Annotated in this window: 5 protein-coding genes and 1 pseudogene; 4 read left to right on the top strand and 2 right to left on the bottom strand. The window is 72.0% G+C overall.

The genetic code is table 11. From position 1 onward, the window contains the following. From ACT4N8_RS15230 to ACT4N8_RS15215, 4 genes and pseudogenes are all read left to right on the top strand, one after another. The coding region (locus tag ACT4N8_RS15230; RefSeq protein ID WP_444858959.1) for an NAD(P)H-hydrate dehydratase at positions 1-956 on the top strand (956 nt) is incomplete at its 5' end. A gap of 65 nt (positions 957-1,021) precedes the next feature. Beyond that, positions 1,022-2,125: a class I SAM-dependent RNA methyltransferase gene (locus ACT4N8_RS15225; RefSeq protein WP_444858958.1), complete on the top strand. Its 1,104-nt coding sequence runs from the start codon at positions 1,022-1,024 to the stop codon at positions 2,123-2,125. Between the two features lie 61 nt (positions 2,126-2,186). Next, on the top strand, positions 2,187-2,567 hold the full coding sequence (locus ACT4N8_RS15220; protein WP_444858957.1) for an NADH:ubiquinone oxidoreductase subunit NDUFA12: 381 nt from the start codon (positions 2,187-2,189) through the stop codon (positions 2,565-2,567). A gap of 5 nt (positions 2,568-2,572) precedes the next feature. Further along, positions 2,573-2,965 (top strand): annotated as a pseudogene (locus ACT4N8_RS15215) (DUF2155 domain-containing protein); the annotation flags it as partial. A gap of 35 nt (positions 2,966-3,000) precedes the next feature. On the opposite strand, the gene aat reads toward ACT4N8_RS15215, so the two are convergent. Together aat and ACT4N8_RS15205 are read right to left on the bottom strand one after the other, a co-directional pair. Further along, positions 3,001-3,714, bottom strand: a complete 714-nt coding sequence (gene aat / locus ACT4N8_RS15210) for a leucyl/phenylalanyl-tRNA--protein transferase (protein WP_444858956.1) — start codon at positions 3,712-3,714, stop codon at positions 3,001-3,003. A gap of 12 nt (positions 3,715-3,726) precedes the next feature. Continuing rightward, on the bottom strand, positions 3,727-3,974 hold a 248-nt coding region (locus tag ACT4N8_RS15205; RefSeq protein ID WP_444858955.1), incomplete at its 5' end, for an ArsC/Spx/MgsR family protein.

The raw sequence follows: 3,974 nt of genomic DNA, 5'->3' as shown, positions 1-3,974 counted from the left end.
TGCGCGAACTGGCGGACGCCGCCCAGGTGCGCGTCGCGATCGACCTGCCCAGCGGCGTCGCCGCCGACGACGGCGCGATCCTCTCGCCGGTCCCCGATTGCGACCTCACCGTCACCTTCCAGACGCTGAAGCCAGCGCACCTGCTCCAGCCCGCCGCGCGCCACATGGGCCGGATCGTCGTCGCCGACATCGGCATCGCCGCGGGGAGCGGCCTGACCGAAATCGCGCGGCCGATCCTCGCGCCGCCCGGACCCGACGACCACAAATATGCGCGCGGGCTGGTCACCATCGTCGCCGGCGAGATGGCCGGCGCCGCCGCGCTCGCTGCCGCCGCCGCGATGCGCGCCGGCGCGGGCGTCGTCCGATTGCAGGCGCGCGCGCATGTGCCCGGCGTTCCGGCGGCGGTGATCCAGAAGCCCGGCGACCGGCTCGACCGGCTCGGCGACAAAAGGATCGGCGCGCTGCTGATCGGCCCCGGCCTGGTTGAGGATGAGGGCCTGCTCGACGCCGTGCTCGCCTCCGGCCACCCGCTGGTGCTCGACGCTGGCGCGCTCAACCTCCTCGCGGAGCGCGAGATGCCGCGCCTCGAAGGCGCGATCCTCACCCCGCACGACGGCGAGTTCGTCCGCCTCTTCGGCGAGCGCGAGGGAAGCAAGGTCGAGCGCGCCCGCGCCGCCGCTCGCGAGACCGGCGCCGTCATCGTCTACAAGGGGCCGGACACGGTGGTCGCCGCGCCCGACGGCCGCGCCGCCATCGCCCCGCCGGCGCCGGCCTGGCTGGCGAGCGCGGGCTCGGGCGACGTGCTCGCCGGCATCGTCGCCGCGATGCGCGCGCGCGGCCTGCCGCCGTTCGAGGCCGCCTGCGCCGCGGTCTGGCGCCACGGCCGCGCCGCCGAGCTGGCCGGGCCGGGCCTGATCGCCGACGATCTCGTCGCCCAGCTCCCCGCCACGTTGTGAGCGTAGGCGAGACCGTCGTTCGCCTCGCCGCGCGCGGTGACGGCGTGACAGAGAGCGGACGCTTCGTGCCACTGGCCGCGCCGGGCGACCGAATCGCGGAGGATGGAACGATCGCGCCCGGCCCGCATCACGCGGAGCCGCCTTGCCGTCACTTCCCCGAATGCGGCGGTTGCCAGCTTCAGCATGTCGATGACGGCGCTTATCGGGATTATCTCGTCGACCGAGTTGCCTCGGCGCTTGCCGCGCAGGGCATCGACAGAGCGGAGATCCGCTCCCCCAACCTCTCGCCGCCGCGCAGCCGGCGGCGGGCCGCGCTCAAGGCCGCCGGGGGCCTGATCGGCTTCAACGCCGAAGCCAGTCACCGCATCGTCGACATGCGCGAATGCCATATCCTTCTTCCCGAGCTGTTCGCTTTGGCCGCGCCGTTGCGGCGGTTGCTGAAGGGGCGGGCGGGGATCACGATGTCACTCGCCGACCAGGGCGTGGATCTGTTGCTCGAAGGGGTGAGCGTCGACGGGCTCGAGGCGACCGAGGCGATGCTGGCCTTCGCTCGGGAGCAGGGTCTGGCGAGATTGGCGATCGACGACGGGCTCGGCCCGCAGACATTGTGGGAGCCGGAGCCGGTGACGGTGACCTTGAGCGGGGTCGCGGTGCCGCTCCCCCGCGGCGCCTTCCTCCAGGCGACGGCGGACGGGGAGGCGGCTTTGGTCGCGGCGGTGCGCGAGGCGGTGGCGGGGGCGGGCGCGGTCGCCGATCTCTTCGCCGGGCTCGGCACGTTCGCGCTGGCGCTCGACGGGCGCGTCTATGCCGCGGAGGGCGCGCGCGACGCCGCGCTGGCGCTCAAGGCAGCCGCGAACGGCGCACAGCGCCAGATCTTCGTCGATCACCGCGACCTCTTCCGCAACCCGCTCGACGCGGGCGAGCTGGCGAAGTTCGACGCGGTCGCCATCGACCCGCCCCGCGCCGGCGCGAAGGAGCAGGCGGCCCTGCTCGCCGCCTCGCCGGTATCGACGATCGCCGCCATCTCCTGCAACCCCGCCACCTTCGCCCGCGACGCGGCGATCCTTGTGACGGGCGGCTACCGGCTCGACTGGCTCCAGCCGGTCGGCCAGTTTCGCTGGTCCACCCATGTCGAGCTCGTGGCCCGCTTCTCGCGCCTAGGCGGCTGAGCCCGCGCCTCCCTCAGCGGGCTTGCGCGTGGCCAAGCATCGGCGCTAGGCGCTTGGGGCCATGGGCTTCTTCAAGAATCTCTTCACCTGGTGGGAGGGCGCGACGACCGGGACCACGCTCTACAGCTGGCGCAACGGCCGCAAGGTCGGCGCCGACGATCTTGGCAATGCCTATTTCGAGGGCAAGAAGGGCGGCCGCCGCTGGGTGATGTATGCGGGATCGAACGACGTCAGCCGGGTCCCGCCCGAATGGTATGCCTGGCTCACCCGGCAGATCGACGGCGTGCCCGACGAGGCATTGCCGCCGCCGCCCAAATTCCTGAAGGCGCCGACGGCGAACCTGACCGGGACCCCCGATGCCTATCGCCCGGCGGGCGCGCTCGAACGGGGCGGACGTCGCGCCGCCGCGACCGGCGACTATCAGGCCTGGACGCCCGACTGAGGCCGATGCGCGCCGCCTCGAGTCTTGTCCTGGCCGCGCTGGCGCTGGCCGCCTGCGATCCGCGTGGCGCGGTCGAGCAGAACCGGCAGACCAACGCCCAGATCGAGAACGAGACGGTCGACATTCCGCAGACCGTGACCCAGCTCGCGCCGGGCACGACGCCGATGGCGCAGCGCAGCGCGGTGATCCGGCTCCTCAACAAGCGCAACGGCCAGATGCGCGAGTTCACCCTGCGTCCCGGCCAGGCGGCGCGGCTCGGCGACGCAATCGTTCGCCTGCGCGCTTGCGAGACGAGTGCGCCCTGGGAGGTGCAGCGGCTGACCGGCGCCTTCGTCCAGCTCGACGTGCGCACCGCCCAGGGCCAGTATCAAAGGGTCTTCTCCGGCTGGCTCTACAAGGAGACGCCGTCGCTGAACGTCGTCGAGCACCCGATCTACGACGTCTGGCCGATGAGCTGCGAGATGACCCATCCGGGCGGCGGCGAGCCCGCGCCCGAGGCGCGCTCCTCGAGCAGCCGGTCGAGCGCGTCGAACGACGCTGCTCCGGCGCCAGCGCCTACTCCCGCGCCGGCGGCTCCCGCGCCGGAGCCCGAGCCCAAGGCCGCCGACAATAATTGAAGATAATCGGCCTGGGCGATCTCGATCGCGCCCAGGCTCTTCAGATGCTCGGTCATGAACTGGCAGTCGAGCAGGGCGAAGCCGCCGACCCTGAGCCGCGCGACCAGCCAGGCGAGCGCGACCTTCGAGGCATCGGGGCGCTCCGAGAACATGCTCTCGCCGAAGAAGGCGCCGCCGAGGCGGACGCCATAGAGCCCCCCCACTAGTTCGCCCTCCGCCCAGACCTCGACCGAATGGGCGTGGCCGCTATCGTGGAGCGCGACATAGCTCGCCTCGATCGCGCTGTTGATCCAGGTGTCCTCGCGCTCGGCGCAGCGGCGCACGACCTGCTCGAACGCCCGGTCCCGCGTCACCTCGAACGCGACCGATCGCAGCGTCTTGCGCAGCGACCGCGAGAGGTGGAAGCGGTCGAGCGGCAGGATCGCCCGCCTTTTGGGCTCGACCCAAAAAACGTCCTCGGCATCGCGCCCGTCGGACATCGGAAAGACGCCGATGGCATAGGCCTTGAGCAACAGATCGAGGTCCAGCATCGCGCCGGCAGGCTAAAGGATTTCGCGCACCTTGTCCTGCGGGCGGGCGAGGACGACGCCCTTTTCGGTCTCGACCAGCGGCCGGTTGATCAGGATCGGGTTCTCGACCATCGCCTCGAGCAGCGCGTCGTCGCTGACCGCGCCCTCGACCAGGTCGAGGTCCGTGGCGAGCTGCTCCTTGGCGCGGAGGCCTTCGCGCGGCGTCATCCCGGCGCGGTCGTAGAGCCGCTTCAGCTCCTCCTTCGCGGGCGGGTGGTTCA

It is taken from the genome of Sphingosinicella sp. (genome assembly GCF_052387495.1).
Lineage (GTDB): Bacteria > Pseudomonadota > Alphaproteobacteria > Sphingomonadales > Sphingomonadaceae > Allosphingosinicella.
Note: the sequence above shows the minus strand (reverse complement) of the source record. Positions and strands in the feature narration are given on the sequence as shown.

Coding starts and splice junctions, on each gene's coding strand:
- ACT4N8_RS15220 (WP_444858957.1), top strand. CDS start 2,187: ATGGGCTTCTTCAAGAATCTCTTCACCTGGTGGGAGGGCGCGACGACC.
- aat (WP_444858956.1), bottom strand. CDS start 3,714: ATGCTGGACCTCGATCTGTTGCTCAAGGCCTATGCCATCGGCGTCTTT.